This window comes from Actinoplanes philippinensis (assembly GCF_900113015.1).
Taxonomy (GTDB): domain Bacteria; phylum Actinomycetota; class Actinomycetes; order Mycobacteriales; family Micromonosporaceae; genus Actinoplanes; species Actinoplanes philippinensis.
The window spans coordinates 426,651-444,945 of record NZ_FONV01000002.1 but is presented as its reverse complement, the minus strand read 5'-3'; the positions used below and the strand labels follow the sequence as shown (position 1 = coordinate 444,945).

General features: G+C 70.7%; 14 protein-coding genes, 1 pseudogene and 1 riboswitch. All 15 genes and pseudogenes read left to right on the top strand.

All coding sequences use genetic code 11. The features are described 5' to 3' along the window. Positions 1 to 129: 129 nt before the first annotated feature. Positions 130 to 319, top strand: a riboswitch (cyclic di-AMP (ydaO/yuaA leader). A gap of 6 nt (positions 320 to 325) precedes the next feature. The 15 genes and pseudogenes from BM290_RS05520 (at position 326) to BM290_RS05450 (ending at position 18,283) form a co-directional block, all read left to right on the top strand. Then, positions 326 to 1,141, top strand: a complete 816-nt coding sequence (locus BM290_RS05520) for a C40 family peptidase (protein WP_239143389.1) — start codon at positions 326 to 328, stop codon at positions 1,139 to 1,141. Between the two features lie 447 nt (positions 1,142 to 1,588). After that, positions 1,589 to 2,020: a division/cell wall cluster transcriptional repressor MraZ gene (gene mraZ, locus BM290_RS05515; RefSeq protein ID WP_093610633.1), complete on the top strand. Its 432-nt coding sequence runs from the start codon at positions 1,589 to 1,591 to the stop codon at positions 2,018 to 2,020. A 227-nt stretch (positions 2,021 to 2,247) separates the two neighbouring features. Further along, positions 2,248 to 3,339, top strand: coding sequence for a 16S rRNA (cytosine(1402)-N(4))-methyltransferase RsmH (gene rsmH / locus BM290_RS05510; RefSeq protein ID WP_093610631.1), 1,092 nt, complete (start codon positions 2,248 to 2,250; stop codon positions 3,337 to 3,339). Between the two features lie 227 nt (positions 3,340 to 3,566). Continuing rightward, on the top strand, positions 3,567 to 3,980 hold the full coding sequence (gene ftsL / locus BM290_RS48115) for a cell division protein FtsL (RefSeq protein WP_218163277.1): 414 nt from the start codon (positions 3,567 to 3,569) through the stop codon (positions 3,978 to 3,980). Positions 3,981 to 3,987: 7 nt separating this feature from the next. Then, the gene (locus BM290_RS05500; RefSeq protein ID WP_093610629.1) at positions 3,988 to 6,246 is read left to right on the top strand and encodes a peptidoglycan D,D-transpeptidase FtsI family protein; all 2,259 of its coding nucleotides are present in this window, start codon (positions 3,988 to 3,990) and stop codon (positions 6,244 to 6,246) included. A gap of 56 nt (positions 6,247 to 6,302) precedes the next feature. Continuing rightward, entirely contained in the window at positions 6,303 to 7,808 is a 1,506-nt protein-coding gene (locus BM290_RS05495; protein ID WP_093610627.1) for a UDP-N-acetylmuramoyl-L-alanyl-D-glutamate--2,6-diaminopimelate ligase, read from the top strand. Next, positions 7,805 to 9,187 carry a UDP-N-acetylmuramoyl-tripeptide--D-alanyl-D-alanine ligase gene (locus BM290_RS05490; protein ID WP_093610625.1) on the top strand — a complete coding sequence of 461 codons (1,383 nt, stop codon included), beginning with the start codon at positions 7,805 to 7,807 and terminating at the stop codon, positions 9,185 to 9,187. Before BM290_RS05495 ends, BM290_RS05490 begins: the two co-directional genes overlap by 4 nt. Then, a complete protein-coding gene (mraY, locus tag BM290_RS05485) occupies positions 9,184 to 10,302 on the top strand; it encodes a phospho-N-acetylmuramoyl-pentapeptide-transferase (protein WP_093610623.1) in 1,119 nt (372 codons plus the stop codon). Before BM290_RS05490 ends, mraY begins: the two co-directional genes overlap by 4 nt. Before the next feature lie 69 nt (positions 10,303 to 10,371). Then, positions 10,372 to 11,842: pseudogene (locus BM290_RS05480) on the top strand (FtsW/RodA/SpoVE family cell cycle protein); the annotation flags it as partial. Further along, the gene (gene murG / locus BM290_RS05475) at positions 11,805 to 12,908 is read left to right on the top strand and encodes an undecaprenyldiphospho-muramoylpentapeptide beta-N-acetylglucosaminyltransferase (RefSeq protein ID WP_093611223.1); all 1,104 of its coding nucleotides are present in this window, start codon (positions 11,805 to 11,807) and stop codon (positions 12,906 to 12,908) included. The pseudogene BM290_RS05480 and the gene murG, both read left to right, overlap by 38 nt. Positions 12,909 to 12,939: 31 nt before the next feature. Beyond that, positions 12,940 to 14,376, top strand: coding sequence for a UDP-N-acetylmuramate--L-alanine ligase (murC, locus tag BM290_RS05470; RefSeq protein ID WP_093610619.1), 1,437 nt, complete (start codon positions 12,940 to 12,942; stop codon positions 14,374 to 14,376). A gap of 5 nt (positions 14,377 to 14,381) precedes the next feature. Then, a complete protein-coding gene (locus tag BM290_RS05465; protein WP_093610617.1) occupies positions 14,382 to 15,152 on the top strand; it encodes a cell division protein FtsQ/DivIB in 771 nt (256 codons plus the stop codon). A gap of 294 nt (positions 15,153 to 15,446) precedes the next feature. Next, a complete protein-coding gene (gene ftsZ, locus BM290_RS05460; RefSeq protein ID WP_093610615.1) occupies positions 15,447 to 16,568 on the top strand; it encodes a cell division protein FtsZ in 1,122 nt (373 codons plus the stop codon). A 58-nt stretch (positions 16,569 to 16,626) separates the two neighbouring features. Beyond that, positions 16,627 to 17,334 carry a YggS family pyridoxal phosphate-dependent enzyme gene (locus BM290_RS05455; RefSeq protein ID WP_093610613.1) on the top strand — a complete coding sequence of 236 codons (708 nt, stop codon included), beginning with the start codon at positions 16,627 to 16,629 and terminating at the stop codon, positions 17,332 to 17,334. A gap of 208 nt (positions 17,335 to 17,542) precedes the next feature. Then, the gene (locus tag BM290_RS05450; protein WP_093610611.1) at positions 17,543 to 18,283 is read left to right on the top strand and encodes a cell division protein SepF; all 741 of its coding nucleotides are present in this window, start codon (positions 17,543 to 17,545) and stop codon (positions 18,281 to 18,283) included. The last annotated feature ends 12 nt before the right edge of the window (positions 18,284 to 18,295 follow it).

The window sequence follows — 18,295 nt, the reverse complement described above, 5'->3', positions numbered from 1 at the left end:
ACCGTGATTACCCCCACGCTGACGATCATGGCCGGACTCGGGTACCAAAGATTCGCCGGACGCAATCCGCTCGCCGGCCGCACCGGATCGGTTCACGCCGAGCCCTGCCCCGGGCCGGACCGGTGCGACACCGCAGTTGAGCCACACCAGACAAGGCATTCGGGGGCAGGGACGGGGGACCCATTACCGGTCTCTCCCGCGCCACCGCAGTTCCCGTGGCGCATCGGGGAGACCTTGGGGTGAAGCCGCCCACCCGCGGCCGGGCAACCTTCCCGCCCGAACCCGACAGCTAACCTCGCAGGCGTGCCGGAGGGATCTCTCTACCGTGCACGAACACAGTTCGAGCCGGCGCCGCCGCGCGTCCATCGGCACCGGAACCGTCGCACTGTCCCTGGGTCTCTGCCTCTGTGCCGGGCAGTTGATCGCCGCGTCACCCGCGGCGGCCGCCACGACCCCCATCGCCACCCCGGTCGCCGTCGCGGCGGCCGCGCCGAAGGTCACACCCTCGATGTGGTCGGCGACGAGCACCCGGAGCCTCAAGTGGGGCTCCACCCTCAAGGTCACCGCCAAGGTGATCGACCCCAGCACCAACCAGGTCGCCAAGGGCACCGTGCGCCTCCAGGGCTACAGCAACGGCGCGTGGCGCACCTGGGACACCGAGACGGTGAAGAGCGGCACGGTGTCGCTCACCGCCAAGCCGACCAGCACCGTCTGGGTCCGGACCGTCTTCACCGGCTCCGGCTACAACCAAAAGGTCACCAGCAAGGTCAAGGTGACCGTGAAGGCCAGCGGCGCCAAGGTGCTGGCCGAGGCCAAGAAGCACAAGGGCGCGCTGTACAAGTACGGCGCCTCCGGGCCGAAGCGCTTCGACTGCTCCGGTTACACCAAGTACGTCTACAAGAAGGCGACCGGCAAGAGCCTGCCGCACAAGGCGAACTCGCAGCAGAAGTACGGCAAGGCCGTCGCCAAGAGCAAGAAGCAGGTCGGTGACCTGATCATCTTCCGGAACGGGTCGTACGGCTACCACGCCGGCATCTACGCCGGCAACGGCTACATCTACGACTCACCCCACACCGGAGCACGGGTCGGCAAGCACAAGATCTGGAGCAACAGCTACGTGGTGCGCCGCCTGGTCGCCTGACCGGGACGCACAGCGGCAGTAGTAAGTAAGGAACAGCAGCGACGCCCGTGGGGCGTGACCCGGAGCAGGGTCACGCCCCACGGGCGTCTGTTGTGTACGTCCACTTTCCTCCACCCGGGGCCTCCATTTCCCTCCACCGTGGCGCGAAATCTGCCCAGGACCGGCATATCGGCGGGCTGTTTTCGCCCTTGCGGTCCCGATGTCGGAAACCGGACCTTGTTGATCATGGTCACCCCCTCCACTCCGCCCCACCGCCTGTGAACTGGGATTACGTCCGTGAGAACGGCTCGTGAGGGTTCGCTTTTGGGTTGCAGGTGGAGGGAAGTGGAGTAGAGTGGGGCGCAGTGGCAGGGCGGAGGAGTGACGCCGGACCTGCCGGCCCGAAGTTGACAGGCGATCAGCTCCCTCCGCGATGGAGCGGCCGCCACGGCACAGGGGTGGGGGCCGATGTTCCTCGGCACACACACCCCGCGCCTGGACGAGAAGGGCCGGCTGATCCTCCCGGCGAAGTTCCGTGATGGGCTGGCGGGAGGTGTCGTGATCACGAAGGGACAGGAGCGCTGTCTGTACGTGTTCCCGATGCCGGAGTTCCAGCGCATCGCCGGTCAGCTGCGCGAGGCGCCGGTCACGAACAAGGCGGCCCGGGCGTACAGCCGGGTCTTCTTCGCGAGCGCGCACGACGAGGTTCCCGACAAGCAGGGCAGGGTTACGATTCCTGCCCATTTGCGGGAGTATGCCAGTCTTGGTCGTGATCTCGTGGTGATCGGCGCGAGCACCCGGGTCGAGATCTGGGACAAGCAGTCCTGGGATGACTACCTCTCGGCGAGCGAGGAAGAGTTCGCCGACATCGAGGAGGGGGTGCTGCCCGGCGGACTGTAGGCGTGGCACTCGGACGGCCGGCTGGTTCGGCCCGGACGCCACTGCCGCCGTACTGCGAGATCTCCAGCCGCTCCCGCTCCTGGCGCCTCTTCCCCGGCGCCAGGCGCGTGTCCGGGGCCGGTTCGCCGGCGCGGGACATGAGAGCGGATGGGGATCTGGTGGTACGGACGGGCGACCGGGCCGAACGGCAACGGACGACAACGAGTGGGACGCGAGCGGGCACGGCAATGGGGGTCGACATGGGGGAGCCGCGGGGCACGCATGTGCCGGTGCTGCTCGAGCGCTGCCTCGAGCTGCTCGATCCCGCCCTCACGCTGCCGGGTGCTGTTCACGTCGACTTCACGCTCGGTCTGGGCGGGCACGCCGAGGCGGTCCTCGAGCGGTATCCGGACGCGGTCCTGATCGGGCTCGACCGGGACACCGAGGCTCTGGCGCACGCCCGGCACCGGCTGATCCGTTTCGGTGATCGCACGCACCTGGTCCACGCCGTCTACGACGAGCTGCCGCGCGTTCTCGAGGAGCTGGGGATCCCGGCGATCCACAGCGGGCTCTTCGATCTCGGGGTCTCGTCGTTGCAGCTGGACGAGGCGGATCGTGGTTTCGCGTATGCGCAGGACGCGCCCTTGGACATGCGGATGGACCAGTCCCGCGGGGTAACCGCGGAGGAGGTCGTCAACACGTACGAGCCGGGTGATCTTGTTCGCGTTTTGCGGCAGTACGGCGAGGAGAAGTTCGCGCCGCGGATCGTCTCGTCGATCGTGCGGGAGCGGGCGAAGGCGCGGATCACCTCGACGGCCCGGCTGGCCGAGCTGGTGAAGGACGCCATCCCGGCCGCCGCGCGGCGAACGGGTGGAAATCCCGCAAAAAGGACATTTCAGGCACTACGCATTGAGGTGAACAGGGAGCTGGAGGCGCTGGAAGCGGCGGTTCCGGCAGCTTTGGACGCGTTGGCGCCGCATGGGCGCCTTGTGGTGATGAGTTATCAATCGTTGGAGGACAGGATCGTCAAGCGCGAGCTCGCCGCGAGGTCGCGCAGCACCGGGCCGGTCGACCTTCCGGTCGAGCTCCCGGGCACCGGTCCGAGCCTGAGGCTGCTGACCCGCGGGTCGGAGCCGCCCAGCGAGGCGGAGGTGGCGGCGAACCCGAGGGCGGCCTCGGTGAAGCTGCGTGCGGTGGAACGGATCGACGAGCAGGAGCAGGCGAGCAAGTTCGAGAAGGCGTTCGGAGCCGGCCGCGAGCGGCCCCGAATGTCTACAACGCGTGGGGGACGAGGGCGGATACGCCCTGGGGCGAATGTAGAGGGGGAGGGACGAGCATGAGCGAGCGATCCGAAGCGCCGCGGTCGGGGGGCCGATCGGCGCAGCCGCGCACCACGCGCCGGAGCAGCCGCGATGCCGAAACCATGAGGGGCGGCGCTCGGGGGACGCGCCGGTCCGAACCGGCCGACACGCGCCGGTCAGGGATCCGGAGCCGGGGGGCTCGGGATGCCGCACCGGTCGACGGCGCCACCGCGCTGTCGATCGAGGTGACGGGGGATCCGGCGCCGATGCCGGGCCGGCTGCGGCTCTGGGTGGCGCCGCCGATCCCGGTCCGGGCGCCACGGGCCGCGTTCGCCACGGCGATCATCGCCGTGGTGCTGATCGGTGTGGTCGGCATCCTGCTGGTCAACACCAAGACGGTGGAGCAGTCGTTCCGGCTGGACGCCCTGCGCCAGGAGAAGGCCACGCTGGACCAGCGCGAGCACGACCTGAAGCGGCAGATCGTCGACGCGTCCGGGCCGGGCAAGCTGCACGCGGCGGCGAAGCGGCTGGGCCTGGTCCAGGCGGAGAAGCCCGCTGTCGTCTGGCTGCCGAACGGCGAGATCGTCGGGATGCCGGTGCCCGGCAAGGGCCCGACGGCGCCGACCACGGACGACGGGCTGCGCAAGGACCTCACGCCGTCCGCCGCGGCCGGGCGGTAGGCCCGCCATGTCGCCGCGAGCCGACGACGAGACACCGCGCCGGGGCACTTCGCCCCGGCGCGGTTCGTCACGTGACCTGCCCGGTGAGGAGCCGGAGGAGAATCCCCGCGACAGCCGGCGCGGCCGCTCCAGCATCGGGGAGGCACGCGCCTACACCCCGCGCGGGCGGACCGTGGCCGAGCGCGGCCGGGCACCGCGGGACAGCGGCCGCAGCGCCGACCCGTTCCGCCCGGCGCTGCAGGTGCTCGACGGCGGTGAGGGCGGCCAGCGGACCCGGTCGCGCGGCCGCACCGCCGAGCCGCCGCCCCAGCGCGAGCAGCCCAAGCCCCGGGACGAGGCCAAGCCCCGCGAGCAGGCCAAGCCCCGCGAGCAGCTCAAGCCACGGGAACAGCCCAAGCCGAGGGCGAAGACGCGTGAGCCGGAGAAGCCGCGGGAAAGAGTCCGGGCGAGAGAGCCGGAGCGGCCCCGGAAGAAGGCGCCCGAGCGCCGCCGGCCGGTCCCGGCGGAGCCGCCCAGACTCGCCAACAGCACCCGGCGGCTGCGGCTCGGCACCGTCCTGGCGCTCTCCCTCTTCGTCACCATCGGCGTGCGCCTGGTGGTGCTTCAGGTCGCGACCTCCCCGGAGGAGGCGGCCAGCCTGCTGGAGCTGCGCGAGAACAGGCTGAGCAGCGTCAAGCTGCCGGCGCCGCGCGGCAGCATCCTGGACCGCAACGGCAACGTCCTGGCGCACAGCGTGGAGGCGCGGTACGTCTACGCCGACCCGGAGAACGAGGGCCTGCAGCAGAACATCCCGGGCACGGCCGCGAAGCTCGCTCCGCTGCTGGGCGTCCCGCAGTCCGAGCTGGCCGCGAACATGCAGCGCAAGCAGGTGCTCGGCCAGTGGACGAAGTTCCGCTACCTGGACCGTGGCGTGGACCTGGGGGTCGCCGACCAGATCGACTCGCTGAACCTCGACGGCATCTACACGCACGCCGACGAGCGGCGGGACGTGCCCGGCGGCGACCTCGCGTCGAACCTGATCGGGTTCACCGGCGAGGAGGGCCGCGGCCTGGAGGGCCTGGAGGCGCGTTACGACGACCTCCTGCACGGCACCGACGGCAAGCGGGTCTTCGAGGTCGGCACGGGCAAGCTCAACAAGCCGATCCCGGGTGGCTTCCAGCAGGACATCGAGGCCCGGCCGGGCAACTCGCTGCAGCTCACCATCGACCAGGACCTGCAGTTCATGGTGCAGCGGGTGCTGGACGCGGCGGGCAAGAAGAAGAACGCGCGGGTCGGCGGCGCGGTGGTGCTCGACGCCCGTACCGGGGAGGTGCTGGCGCAGGCCAGCTATCCGCTCTTCAACGCGGCGGAGCCGAACAAGGTGGACCCGATCGAGCGGGTCGACATGCCGAGCGCCGTCGTCACCGATCCGGGGTCGAGCCACAAGGCCTTCATCTTCGGCGCCGCCCTGCAGGAGGGCGTGGTCAAGCCGGACGAGCTGATCACCATCGGACCGGGGATCAAGAAGGGCGACACCACCTTCGAGGACACCCACCCGCAGGACAAGGGCAGCCGGATGACACTGCCCGGTCTGCTCGCCTTCTCCTCGAACGTGGGCACCATCCTGCTCGCCGACCGGCTCGGCAAGGAGAAGGTCTACGAGTACCAGCAGAAGTTCGGGCTGGGGAAGGCGACCGGCGAGGGGGTGCCCGCCGAGGCGGAGGGCGACCTGCTCGAACCGGCCGACTGGAGTGGCTCCTCGTACGGCTCGGTGCCGATCGGGCACAGCGTGTCGGCCACCCTGATCCAGATGGCGGCCGGGTACGGCGCGATCGCCAACGACGGCGTCTACATCCAGCCGCACCTGATCAAGGCGACCATCTCCGGGGAGAACGGCGCCCAGACGCCGGGCCCGACACCGTCGACGCACCGGGTGCTGGACGCGAACGTCGCGCAGGAGCTGCGTCTGATCATGGAGTCGGTGACCACCGTCGAGCACGCCACCGGCCTCGCGGCCCAGGTGCCCGGTTACCGGGTGGCGGGCAAGACCGGGACCGGCAAACTGCTCGTCAACGGGCAGTACACCAGCAACAACGCCAGCTCGTTCGTCGGCATGGCGCCGGCCGAGAACCCGCGGTACGTGATCGCGGTGTCGATGGACGTGAGCAGCGGCGGCGGCGGTGACGTGGCGGCCCCGGCGTTCAGCGAGATGATGTCCTACGTCCTGCGCCAGAACCACGTGCCGCCGTCGGGCACGAAGGCGCCGGAATTCAAGATCAAGGAATGACGCGGGTCGCATGGCGTTGACGACGAGCCGTCGGAGACGGGGTAGGGTCTGACGCCGTGTCCGGCATTCCACGTCCCGAGACCGTGGAGCCGTGCCTGCTGGCGCGGCTCGCGGAGCTGTTACCGGCAGATCTGACCGGCGGTGACGTCCCGGTCACCGGTGTTACACACAGTAGCCGGGAGGTGCGCCCGGGTGATCTCTACGCGGCGCTCCCCGGCGCCAACCGGCACGGCGCCGAGTTCGTGGCGGACGCCGCGCGCTCCGGTGCCGTCGCGGTCCTGACCGATCCGGCCGGCCGGCCCGCCGCGGTCGCCGCGGGGCTGCCGGTCCTGGTGGCAGACGACCCGCGGGCGGTGCTCGGCACGGCCTCGGCGGCGATCTACGGCGAGCCGTCGCGCCGGCTCACGATGATCGGCATCACCGGGACGGCCGGCAAGACCTCCACGTCCTACCTGGTCGAAGCCGGCCTGCGGGCCGCCGGCCGGGTGACCGGGCTGGTCGGCACGGTGGAGACGCGGCTCGGCGACCTGGTGGTCAAGAGCGTGCGGACCACACCGGAGGCCACCGACCTGCAGGCGATCCTGGCCACCGGCGTCGAGCGCGGCGTCGAGGCGGTGGTCATGGAGGTCTCCAGCCACGCGCTGGTGATGGGCCGGGCCGGGGGCATCCGCTTCGCGGCCGGCGGCTACACCAACTTCGGCCAGGACCACCTCGATTTCCACCCGACCTCGGAGGACTACTTCGAGGCGAAGGCGCGGCTCTTCGACGGCCGGTCCGCCGCCGAGGTGCTCAACTTCGACGATCCCGCGCTGCGGCCGCTGTTCAAGCCGTCGACGATCACCTACTCGGCGTCCGGCGATCCGGCGGCGACGTGGTGGGCCTCCGACGTGCGGCCGTCCGATTTCGGCCAGGTCTTCACGGCGCACGGCCCGGACGGCCGGACGGTCGAGACCGGCGTGACGCTGCCCGGCCTGCACAACGTCGCGAACGCGCTGCTGGCCCTCGCGCTGCTGGTGGCGGTGGGGGTGGACGCCCGGGTCGCGGGCGCCGGCATCGCCTCCTGCCGCGGTGTGCCGGGCCGGCTGGAACTGGTCGAGGCGCCCGGCGAGATCCTCGGCGTGGTCGATTACGCCCACAAGCCCAACGCGATCGTCGCGGCACTTGCCGCGCTGCGCGGGCTCGCCACCGCGCGCGGCGGGCGGCTGATCTGCGTCCTCGGCGCCGGCGGCGACCGGGACCAGGGCAAACGGCCTCTGATGGGCGCGGCCGCGGCGCAGGGGTCCGACTTGGTGATCATCACCGATGACAACCCCAGGACCGAAGACCCCGCTTTCGTACGATCGGCGGTCCGCGTGGGTGCGGAAGAGGCCTCGACGCCCGCCAAGATCATTGAAGTGGCGGGGCGCCGCTCCGCCATCGCCGAGGCCGTGCGCCTGGCCTCCGCCGGTGACGTGATCGCGGTGCTGGGCAAGGGCAACGAGCTCGGCCAGGAGGTGAACGGCGAGGTGCTGCCGTTCGACGACCGTATCGAGCTGGCGACCGCTCTGGAGGCGCGCGCATGATCTCCCTGACCCTGGCGGAGATCGCCGGGATCACCGGCGGGCGGGTCGTCGGCGACCCGTCGGTGCTGGTGACCGGCGACGTCGAGTACGACTCCCGCAAGATCGGCCCGGGCGGCCTGTTCCTCGCCTTCGCCGGTGAGAAGGCCGACGGGCACGACTTCGCGGCCGCCGCCGTCGAGCGGGGCGCCGCCGCGGTGCTCGGCTCGCGGGACACCGGTGTGCCCGGCGTCGTCGTGGCCGACCCGCTGGCCGCGGTGGCCGACCTGGCCCGGGCCGTGGTGGCCCGGCTGCACGACCTGACCGTGATCGGGCTGACCGGCTCGTCCGGCAAGACGACCACGAAGGACTACATCGGGCAGCTGCTGTCCCGGCTCGGTCCCACGGTGGCCCTGCCCGGCTCGCTCAACAACGAGCTGGGTTTCCCGTACACCGTGTTGCGGGCCTCGGAGAAGACCGCGTTCCTGGTGCTGGAGATGGGCGCGCGCGGGGTCGGGCACATCCGGTACCTGACCGAGATCGCCCGCCCGTCGATCGGCGTGGTGCTGAACATCGGCGCGGCCCACATCGGTGAGTTCGGTTCCAAGGAGGGCACCGCGCTGGCCAAGGGCGAGCTGGTGGAGGCGCTCCCGGAGTCCGGCGTGGCGGTGCTCAACGCCGACGACCCCCTGGTGGCCGCGATGGCGCCGCGCACCTCGGCCCGGGTGGTCCTGGTCGGCTCGACCGGGTCGCTGACCGCTGCTGACGTCACGCTCGACGCGGCCGGCCGGGCGTCCTACACGATCTCCGACGGCACCCGGTCGGGGACCGTCCGGCTCCGCACCGCCGGTGAGCACCAGGTCGCCAACACCCTGGCCGCGGGCGCGGTGGCGCTGGCCGCCGGGATGGAGTTCGACGACCTGGTGACGGCGCTCGGCGAGGTCGGCATCGCGTCCGAGCGCCGGATGGACGTCTACACCAGGCCGGACGGGGTCACGGTCGTCGACGACTCGTACAACGCCAATCCGTCGTCGACCTCGGCCGCTCTGCGGGCGCTGGCGGCGATGGGCGGCGGCAAGCGCACCACCGCCGTCCTCGGCTTCATGGCCGAGCTCGGCGAGCACGAGGTGTCCGGTCACGCCGAGGTCGGGCGGCTCGCCGCCGAGCTGGGCGTGGACCGGCTGATCGCGGTGACCGGCAGCGCGGGTCCGATCCTGGACGGCGCCGCCGGAGTGGCCGGGTGGCGGGGCACGGGGCTCCTCGCCGAGGACCAGGCCGCCGCGATCGAGATCCTGCGCCACGACCTGCGCGCCGACGATGTCGTGCTGGTCAAGGGTTCCCGGTACCGGACATGGGACGTCGCCGACTGGTTGCGGCGGCCCGAGGAGGTTCAGCCCACGTGAGGGCAGTCATCGTCGCGGCCGCGGTCGCCTTTCTCATCTCGCTCTTCGGCACGCCCCTCGCGATCCGGGTCTTCTCGGCGCTCAAGGCCGGGCAGCCGATCCGTACCATCGGGCCGCAGACCCACCTGGGCAAGCGTGGCACCCCGACCATGGGCGGCGTGGCGTTCATCATCGCCACCGTCTTCGCCTACGCGGCCGGGCACCTGGCGCTGACCACGCTGCCGGACCGGCAGATCGCCCAGGAGAAGCCGACCATGACCGCCCTGGTCCTGCTCGGCCTCTTCGTCTTCTGCGGCGCGGTCGGCTTCCTGGACGACTTCCTGAAGGTGCGGAAGAAGAACTCGGACGGTCTCAGCGCCAAGGGCAAGCTGCTCGGCCAGCTGCTGATCGGCACCGTGTTCGGCATCGCCGCGCTGTACTTCCCGAGCACCAACGGCCAGACCGTGGCCAGCGAGAAGATCTCCTTCATCCGGGACGTGAGCTGGCTCGACGTCGGCAAGGTCGGCTCGGTCATGGTGTTCGTCTTCGTGATCATGGCGATGTCGAACGGCGTGAACCTCACCGACGGCCTGGACGGGCTCGCCACCGGCGCGTCGATCCTGGTCCTCGGCGCCTACTCGCTGATCGGCTTCTGGCAGTACCGGCACTGGTGCGGTGACAACGCTTACGTCGGCCAGGCCGGCTCGCTCACCGCGGAGCACTGTTATCAGGTCCGGGACCCCCTCGAGATCGCGATGATCGCGGCCGCCGCCGCGGCGGCCTGTGTCGGCTTCCTGTGGTGGAACACCAACCCGGCCCGGATCTTCATGGGTGACACCGGCGCGCTGGCGCTGGGTGGCCTGATCGGCGGTCTGGCCGTGGCCACCCGCACCACGCTGCTGTCGGTGATCATCGGCGGCCTGTTCGTGATCATCACGATGTCCGTGGTCATCCAGATCATCTCGTTCAAGACCACCGGCAAGCGGGTCTTCCGGATGTCGCCGCTGCAGCACCACTTCGAGCTGGCCGGCTGGAGCGAGGTCAACATCGTGGTCCGGTTCTGGATCATCGCCGGCATCTGTGCGGCGATCGGCCTGGGCCTGTTCTACAGCGAGCATCTGGCGGTCATGGGGTAGTGCAGATCTCCCCGCGACACGCCATGGCCGTGCCACGGGGAGATGTGGACATCGGACGATGATGGGGGTATGGCGGACGACCGTTCTCAGCAGGCCCGCCCGTCACTGAGCCGGCAGCTCCTGCCCGCCGTGCACGGGCTGCTGGCCAGACCCCTGTCCTCGTACTATCTGCTGATCGCGAGCGGCGCGTTGCTGCTGCTCATCGGCCTCACCATGGTCTTCTCGGCGACCAGCGTGAAGGCGTATGCGGAGAAGGGCAACGCGTTCACCGAGATCAGCAGCCAGGCGGTGTACGCGCTGCTCGGCCTGGTCGCCTTCTGGATCTTCCAGCGGCTGCCCACGGTGACGTTGCGGGTCCTGGGCCGGGTGCTGCTCGGCACGTCCATCGTCCTGCTCCTGCTGCTCGCCGTGATCAACGGGCTGGCCTCGGTGGGGGTGCTGAGCCGGGACGCCCAGGGCGTGACGACGCTCGGCCCGATCGCGGCCAAACTGAACTGGCTCTATTTCGGCTCGATCAGTGTGCAGCCCGGTGAGCTGGCCAAACTCGCCATGGTGCTGTGGGGCGCCGACGTCATCGCCCGCAAGGGCGTGGCGCTGGGCCACTGGCGTGAGCTGGCGATGCCGCTCTTCCCGATGATCGGCCTGCTCTTCATCCTGGTCGGCTACAACGACCTCGGCACCATGCTGGTGCTGCTGGCGCTGATCGTCGGGCTGCTCTGGGCCGCGGGCGTCCAGATGCGGGTGTTCGGCGCGCTCGGGGTGCTGGGCCTGGCCGGTGTCGGCCTGCTGATCGCCGCGGCCTCCCGGGGCGCGGGTTCCGGGTCGGCCGGCGCGGAGAACTACCGGTTGCGGCGGCTCACGTCGTTCCTGCAACCGCTGGAGAGCTGTGACACCACCAGTGTGGCCGGTGAGTCCTGCTACCAGCTGGCCCAGGGCCGCTCGGCGATCTTCGAGGGCGGCTGGTTCGGCGTCGGGCTGGGCAAGAGCGCCCTCAAGTGGGGCTGGGTGCCCGAGGCGGGCAACGACTTCATCTTCGCGATCGTCGCCGAGGAGCTCGGCGTGGTCGGCTGCAGTGTGGTGCTGGCCCTGCTGTCGGTGCTGACCTACACCGGGTTCCGGATCGCCCGCCGGGTCAACGACCCGTTCCGCCGTCTGGCCGCGACCGCGATCACCACGTGGCTGGTGGCCCAGGCGGTGATCAACATGGGTGGCGTGGTCGGGCTCCTGCCGATCACCGGCCTCCCGCTCCCGTTCATCTCCGCCGGTGGCACCGCGCTCGTGGTGACGATGGCGGCGATCGGCATACTTGCGTCGTTCGCCCGCGCCGAACCGGACGCGGCGCGAGCGCTGAACGCCCGTCCGACGCCTCGGTGGGTGCGGCTACTCTGGGCCCCGCTGCCGCCGCTTCCCCCCGCCGCGGCGGCCGGGACCTCCGCGTCAGCCTGCCCAGAAGCCGGCCGGCAACAGGACATCCGAGGGTGCGGGGGCGGGAGGAGACGGTGATGGGATCGCTGCGGTCGGTCGTGCTCGCCGGTGGAGGCACCGGCGGCCACATCTATCCGCTGCTGGCCTTCGCCGACGCTCTGCGCCGTCACTTCCCGGAGATCCGGATCACCACGCTGGGCAGCCCCAAGGGCATGGAAAATCAGCTGATCCCGGCGGCCGGCTACGACCTGCGCGGCATCCCGGCCTTCCAGCTGCCCCGCTCGCTCAACCTCGATCTGCTGCGCACCCCGGACCGGATGTACAAGTCGGCCCACGCGGCCGGCGAGATCATCGACGAGGTGCAGGCCCAGGTGGTCGTGGGCTTCGGCGGTTACGTGTCGGTCCCGGCCTACCTGGCGGCGTGGCGCCGTGAGCTGCCGATCGTCATCCACGAGGTCAACGTGCCGCCCGGCGTGGCCAACCGGATGGGCATGAAATTCACCCGGCGGATCGCGGTCGGCTTCCCGCACCAGCTGCAGCAGGCCGAGGCGCTGCGCAACGCGCGCCTGGTCGGCGTCCCGCTGCGGACCGCGATCACCGGCATGGACCGGCCGGCGCTGCGCCCGCAGGCCCTCTACCACTTCGGGCTGCGCCCCGACCTGCCGGTGCTGTTCGTCTCCGGCGGCTCGTCCGGCGCCCGCACGATCAACCTGGCGGTGGCCGCGGCGGCCAAGCGGCTCGCGCACGCCGGCATCCAGGTGCTGCACGTGCAGGGCGGGCGCAACGACCCGTTCGAGGTGCCGAACGACCTGCCGGTGCCCTATGTCGTCGTGCCCTACCTGTCGGACATGCAGCTCGGCTACGCTGCCGCCGACCTGATGCTGTGCCGGGGCGGCGCGATCACGGTGGCCGAGACGACAGCGCTCGGCATGCCGGCGATCTACGTGCCCTACCCGTTCAGCAACCAGGAGCAGCGCCGTAACGCGCTGCCGGTGGTGGACTCCGGTGGCGGCATGCTCGTCGACAACAGCGAGCTGACGCCGGAGTGGATCGAGAGCAACATCATCCCGCTGGCCCGGGACCGGCAGCGGCTGGCCGCCATGGGGTCGGCCGCGGCCCGCTACGGTCGCCGCGACGGTGACGAGCAACTGCTGCGCTTCGTTCTCGAAGCCGTGAGCTGACTGAGCTGATGAGGACTGAGGGAGTGACACTGTGAACACGGCGGAGCTGACGCCGGCCGGCGAGATGACCGCCGAGGACCTGGGCAGCGTGCATCTGATCGGCATCGGCGGGGTCGGCATGGCCGGCCTGGCCCGGTTGCTGCTGACCCGCGGCGTGCCGGTCTCCGGCAGTGAGCTGCGGGAGTGGCCGGCGCTGGCCGCTCTGCGGGCTCTCGGCGGCACGGTGCACATGGCCCACGAGCCGTCCAACCTCGACGGCGTGGACACGGTCGTCTACTCGACCGCGATCCCGCAGGACCACGTGGAGATGGTGGAGGCGCGCCGCCGCGGGCTGCGGGTGCTGCACCGTTCCGAGGCGTTGGCCGCCGCGATGACCGACCGGCAGACCATCGCGGTCGCCGGGACCCACGGCAAGACCACCACCACGTCGATCATGACGGTGATCCTGCAGCACGCCGGGCAGGACCCGTCCTTCGTGATCGGCGGCGAGATGTCGGCGGCCGGGTCGAACGGTCATCACGGCACCGGCCCGCACTTCGTGGCCGAGGCCGACGAGCACGACCGGACGTTCCTGATCTACCGGCCGCACGTCGCGATCATCACCAACATCGAGGGCGACCACCTCAACAACTGGGGCGACCTGGAGACGCTGAAAGCCGGGTTCCTGGAGTTCGGCGGGCTGGCCGACGGGTTCGTGGTGACCTGCGCCGACGGTCCGGGCACCGAGGAGCTGATCGCGGGGCTCAAGGCCCAGGGCAAGACCGTCTACACGTACGGCGAGTCGGCCGGCGCGGATCTGCGGATCTTCGACGTCACCTCCTCGGTGAGCGGCGTGCGCTACCGGGCCGAGCTGCACGGCGAGCCGCTCGGCGAGTTCAAGCTGGCCCTGCCCGGCACACACATGGGGCTGAACAGCGCGGCGACCGTGCTGACCGCGCTCAAGCTGGGCATCGGGCTCACCAAGGTGACCGAGGCCCTGGAGTCGTTCCCGGGGGTGCGCCGCCGGTTCGAGCGCAAGGGCATCGCAGCCGGTGTGCGGGTGTACGACGAGTACGCGTACCACCCGACCTCGGTGAAGGCGGCGCTGCGCACGCTGCGTGAGGTGGCCGGGGACGGCCGCCTGCTGGTGGTCTTCCAGCCGTATCGGGTGTACCGCACGCGTGACCTGGAGGCGGAGCTGGCCGACGGCCTCGCGGTCGCCGACGAGGTGATCTGCATGGAGGTCTTCGGGCCGGGCGAGACCCGCGGCCCCGGTGAGGGCGGCCGCGCGCTGACCACGGCGATCGACCTGCCCGACGAGCGCAAGGTCTTCGTCCCGGACTGGGAGGACGTGCCGGCCGAGGTGGTGCGGCGCAGCCGTCCCGGCGACGTGGTGGTGACCATGGGCGCCCCGCCGATCTCGCTGATGGGCGACGAGCTGCTCGCCGCGCTGGCCGAGGCCGACCACCGGCCGGACCTGGCCGGGTAACGACGATGGCCGGCGGGGGCTCGCGCAACTGGCGGCTGGTCCGGGCCGACACGGACGCGGTGCCGCCGTCGGCCCGGCGCTTCATGGCGCGGGCCCGGCAGCGGCGGCTGCGCGCCGCGCTGCCCTGGCTGATCGGCGCCGGCGCGCTGCTGGCCGTCGGCGGCCTGGTCTGGCTGGTGTACGGCACGCCGGTGCTCGGCGTGCGTGAGGTCCGGGTGGTCGGCGCCCAGATCCTCACGCCGGAGCAGGTGCGGACCGCCGCCGCGGTGGAGCCGGAGCTGCCGCTGGCCCGGGTCGATCTGGACGAGGTGGGCGACCGGGTCCGCAAACTGCCGCCGGTGGACCGGGTGGTGGTGAGCCGTAGCTGGCCGTCGGCCGTGGTGATCGAGGTGGTGGAGCGGACGGCGGTGGCGGCGGTGCCGGCGCGTGACGGTCAGTTCGTGCTGATCGACGACGAGGGGGTGCCGTTCCGTGCGGTGCCCGCCGCGCCGAAGGGCCTGCCGCTGGCGCGGCTGAGCACCCCGGGCGCCGGTGACGAGAACACCGGGTCGGCGCTGACCGTGCTGGCCGCGCTGAGCGACGAGCTGCGCGAGCAGTTGGTGGCCATCTCGGTGCCGTCGCCGGTGCAGATCCGGCTGGAGCTCCGCAAGGGCCGCGTCGTGATCTGGGGTGACGACACCAAGAGCGAGCGCAAGAGCACCGTCGCCACGGTGCTGCTGAAGCAGGACGGCGACGAGATCGACGTGAGCGCCGTGAAAGTGGTGACCATACGATAGCCATCCGGTCATTCGGACAAAGCGTGATGAACGCAATAAAAGGTTCAAGGTTACGGGTGAGTCGGATACTCACCTCCTACGCGCTCGCGACACGCCGCCCCGGGTCTTTGGATGAGGCGGCATGTCCGCATACGTTGCGTCGAGAGGTTCGAGTGGTTGACATAACTCTGAACCTCTAGTAGAGGGTGAGGGTTACCTCGCCTTCCTTTGTACGGCAGCGGATGTCGAAGTGCGGTTCCCGGGACCGCAGGGGCCGTCGACGTCCGCCAACCCCGGAAGGGATGGCTGAGCCCGATGACACCTCCGCACAACTATCTTGCGGTCATCAAGGTCGTCGGCATCGGCGGTGGTGGCGTGAACGCCGTCAACCGCATGATCGAAGTTGGGCTCAAGGGTGTGGAGTTCATCGCGATCAACACCGATGCGCAGGCGCTGTTGATGAGCGACGCCGACGTCAAACTGGACGTCGGCCGGGAGCTGACGCGTGGCCTGGGGGCCGGCGCGCAGCCCGAGGTCGGCAAGAACGCCGCCGAGGACCACCGCGACGAGATCGAAGAGGTGCTCAAGGGCGCCGACATGGTCTTCGTGACGTGCGGCGAGGGCGGCGGCACCGGCACCGGTGGCGCGCCCGTGGTCGCCAACATCGCCCGTAAGCTGGGCGCCCTCACGATCGGCGTGGTCACCCGCCCGTTCAACTTCGAGGGCAAGCGCCGCCAGGTGCAGGCCGAGGCCGGCATCGACGAGCTGCGCAACCAGTGCGACACGCTGATCGTGATCCCGAACGACCGGCTGCTCGCGCTCGGCGACCGCGGCATCAGTATGATGGACGCGTTCCGTCAGGCCGACCAGGTGCTGCTCTCCGGCGTGCAGGGCATCACCGACCTGATCACCACGCCGGGTCTGATCAACCTGGACTTCGCCGACGTGAAGAGCGTCATGAGCAACGCCGGCAGCGCCCTGATGGGCATCGGCAGCGCCCGTGGCGACAACCGCGCGGTCGAGGCCGCCGAGAAGGCGATCTCCAGCCCACTGCTGGAGCAGAGCATGGACGGCGCCCGCGGCGTGCTGCTCTCCATCGCCGGCGGCTCGGACCTCGGCCTCTTCGAGATCAACGACGCGGCGCAGCTGGTGACCGATGCGGCCCACCCGGACGCGAACATCATCTTCGGCGCGGTCATCGACGACGCTCTCGGCGACGAGGTGCGGGTCACCGTGATCGCGGCCGGCTTCGACGCGGGCGCGCCCGCCTACAAGCCGTCCGAGCCGGCTCGCAAGGTGCCGGCCCCGTCGACCGGGAGCTCGCTGCCGCCGGCGCCGCCAGTCACCCCGCCGCCGCCCAGCACGCCGTCGCCGCGCACCAGCCGGGTGCTCTTCGACGACGTGGACGTGCCGGACTTCCTGAAGAACGGTTCCTGACACGGCCTCTTGCGCCGTTTCGTGACTCCTCTCCCGTACCCCTCAAGAAGGTTGAACCTTGACCGACGCCGGACGGCGCGCTGAGCTCGCCGCCAATCTCGAACGGGTGCGGGAGCGGATCGCTCTCGCCTGCGCGGCGGCCGGAAGGCCGCCGGACGCGGTCACCCTGACCGCGGTGACGAAGACCTACCCGGCGAGCGACGTCCTGTTGCTCGCCGGGCTCGGTGTCACCGACGTGGCCGAGAATCGTGATCAAGAGGCTTCGATCAAGGCCGAGGCGGTACGCGCGGGGGGCGCGCGGCCGCGCTGGCACTTCGTCGGTCAATTGCAGCGCAACAAGGTCAAATCCGTTCTGGGGTACGCCGATGTGGTCGAATCGGTGGACTCGGTGCGCCTGGCCGAGGCGCTGGGCCGGGCCGCCGCCGGCCGCGAGAACCCGGTGGAGGCGCTGGTCCAGGTCAGTCTGGACGGTGATCCGGCACGCGGGGGCGTGTTCGGAGATGATCTCTGGCGGGTATCCGACGCGGTGACCTCATCGGAGGGTCTGCGGCTGGCCGGCCTGATGGCGGTGGCGCCGCTGGGCGAGGAGCCCGGCGAAGCCTTCGCTCGTCTGGCCGTAATCGCAGGTCAGATGGCCTCTCGGTATCCCGGCGCGACGGTCGTCTCGGCGGGCATGAGTGGTGATCTGGAGGCCGCCGTCCGGTATGGGGCGACACACGTACGGATCGGTACTTCTTTACTCGGGATGCGAAACTCGCTGCGGTAGCCTTGCGGCGGGCAGCAAACTACACAGGTGTTGTTCAACGCGACGAACCGCCACGGTTCTCGCGTTGGGCGGCGCGGCGTCGCAGCGGGTCGTGGGTCCGATCAGGACTCGTTCCGGCTCGTAAGGGGGGACGCGGCACGCCGAGGGGGCGCGGGCCGCAACAGCGGACGGAGGGTGGGGGCATGGACTCTCGGCAGGGAGAGGTGGCATGAGCGGAGGCGCGTTTCGCAAGGCGGGCGTCTGGCTCGGCCTCGTCGAGGAGGACGACGACCGCGGGTATGACGACCGCGGCTACCGGGAGAGCTCCTACCGCTCGCGCGACCGTGACCGGGATCGCGACCGTGACCGCTACTCCAGCGACCGCTACTCGTCGGACGACGAGTTCGCGGACGAGGACGAGGAGGAGCGCTCGGTTCCCCGGGCGCGCACCGAGCGCCGTGAGCGCGAGCGGGTCTCCACCGCGCGGCAGGACCGTGACCTCGACCGGGATCGGGACCGGGAGGAGAGCGAGCGCCTCGATCGGGCGAGCGTGCGCTCCATCACCCGGCCGGCTCCGGCGCCGGAGCAGTCCTCGTCGCTGACCTACTCCACTCGGGAGAATCTGGCGCTCAAGCCGCAGCCGGTGGCCCACCCGCAGCCGGTGCACCAGCGTCCGGTCGAGGAGGAGCAGCGGTATCAGATCACCACGCTGCACCCCACGACGTACCGGGAGGCGCGCACGATCGGCGAGCATTTCCGTGACGGGGTGCCGGTGATCATCAACCTCACCGAGATGGACGAGTCGGATGCGAGGCGCCTGGTGGACTTCGCCGCCGGGCTCGCTTTCGGCCTGCGGGGTACGATCGAGCGCGTCACCAACCGGGTCTTCCTGCTGTCTCCCGCGAATGTCCAGGTCACCGCGGAGGACAAGGCAAAGATCGCAGAGGGCGGCTTCTTCGCCCAGGGCTGATCAGCTCTGGGC

Excerpts from the sequence above, each read along its gene's own strand:
- BM290_RS05500 (WP_093610629.1), top strand. The coding sequence starts at position 3,988 with ATGTCGCCGCGAGCCGACGACGAGACACCGCGCCGGGGCACTTCGCCC.
- ftsL (WP_218163277.1), top strand. The coding sequence starts at position 3,567 with ATGCCGGGCCGGCTGCGGCTCTGGGTGGCGCCGCCGATCCCGGTCCGG.
- rsmH (WP_093610631.1), top strand. The coding sequence starts at position 2,248 with ATGGGGGTCGACATGGGGGAGCCGCGGGGCACGCATGTGCCGGTGCTG.
- murG (WP_093611223.1), top strand. The coding sequence starts at position 11,805 with ATGGGATCGCTGCGGTCGGTCGTGCTCGCCGGTGGAGGCACCGGCGGC.
- ftsZ (WP_093610615.1), top strand. The coding sequence starts at position 15,447 with ATGACACCTCCGCACAACTATCTTGCGGTCATCAAGGTCGTCGGCATC.
- BM290_RS05450 (WP_093610611.1), top strand. The coding sequence starts at position 17,543 with ATGAGCGGAGGCGCGTTTCGCAAGGCGGGCGTCTGGCTCGGCCTCGTC.
- BM290_RS05490 (WP_093610625.1), top strand. The coding sequence starts at position 7,805 with ATGATCTCCCTGACCCTGGCGGAGATCGCCGGGATCACCGGCGGGCGG.
- BM290_RS05465 (WP_093610617.1), top strand. The coding sequence starts at position 14,382 with ATGGCCGGCGGGGGCTCGCGCAACTGGCGGCTGGTCCGGGCCGACACG.
- mraZ (WP_093610633.1), top strand. The coding sequence starts at position 1,589 with ATGTTCCTCGGCACACACACCCCGCGCCTGGACGAGAAGGGCCGGCTG.